General features: G+C 66.9%; 1 protein-coding gene. It reads right to left on the bottom strand.

Annotated features, from left to right (window positions below):
• Positions 1-423: TetR/AcrR family transcriptional regulator (locus ON37_RS10170; protein WP_040718648.1), on the bottom strand; the 423-nt coding region annotated here is incomplete at its 3' end.
• Positions 424-628: the final 205 nt, after the last annotated feature.

The raw sequence follows: 628 nt of genomic DNA, 5'->3' as shown, positions 1-628 counted from the left end.
CCGGCGCAACCTGGCCCGGCGGTCGCGGAATTCGGCGAAGCGGTCGCTGCGCAATTCCGGCAGCAGATACAGCGCGCCGAGATTCCACTTGGCGGCACACAGTTGCCGCACGTCCGCCCATGCCAGCGCGTACAACCGCACCGCCGCGGGATCGGGTTCCGCGCGTAGTCGCTGCGCCAGTTCCAGTGGTGCGGTGATGGTTTCGGCGAGCAGGGCGTCGAGAATGTCGTCCTTGGCGGCGAAGTGGTGGTACAGCGATGCCTGGCGAATGCCGACCGCATCGGCGATGCCCCGGGTGGAGGTACTCCCGTAGCCGTTCGCGGTGAACAGTTCGGCGGCGGCATCGAGGATCTCCGCGCGCGGCGTTCCCCCACGGCGGCTGCGTTGATCGACACGAGGACGGCCCGGACCGGCAGATGTCACCGCCTCATCGTGCCATCGCCGCAGCACGACAGCAGATCCCGGCGTCGCGCACGCCGTCGGAGCGGCGGCGGTGAAATATCTGTCACTCGATAGAAATGCGGGAAACGCAGACGTTACGGGGGTTACCGCAAGCGATACACGGGCGTCACCGAAAGCGCGACCACGGCCGCAAAACTGTCAGCTGATAGATATTGGCCGCCACGCC

It is taken from the genome of Nocardia veterana NBRC 100344 (genome assembly GCF_000308855.1).
GTDB classification, from domain to species: Bacteria; Actinomycetota; Actinomycetes; order Mycobacteriales; family Mycobacteriaceae; genus Nocardia; species Nocardia veterana.
This window is presented reverse-complemented; position numbering and strand designations above follow the sequence as displayed.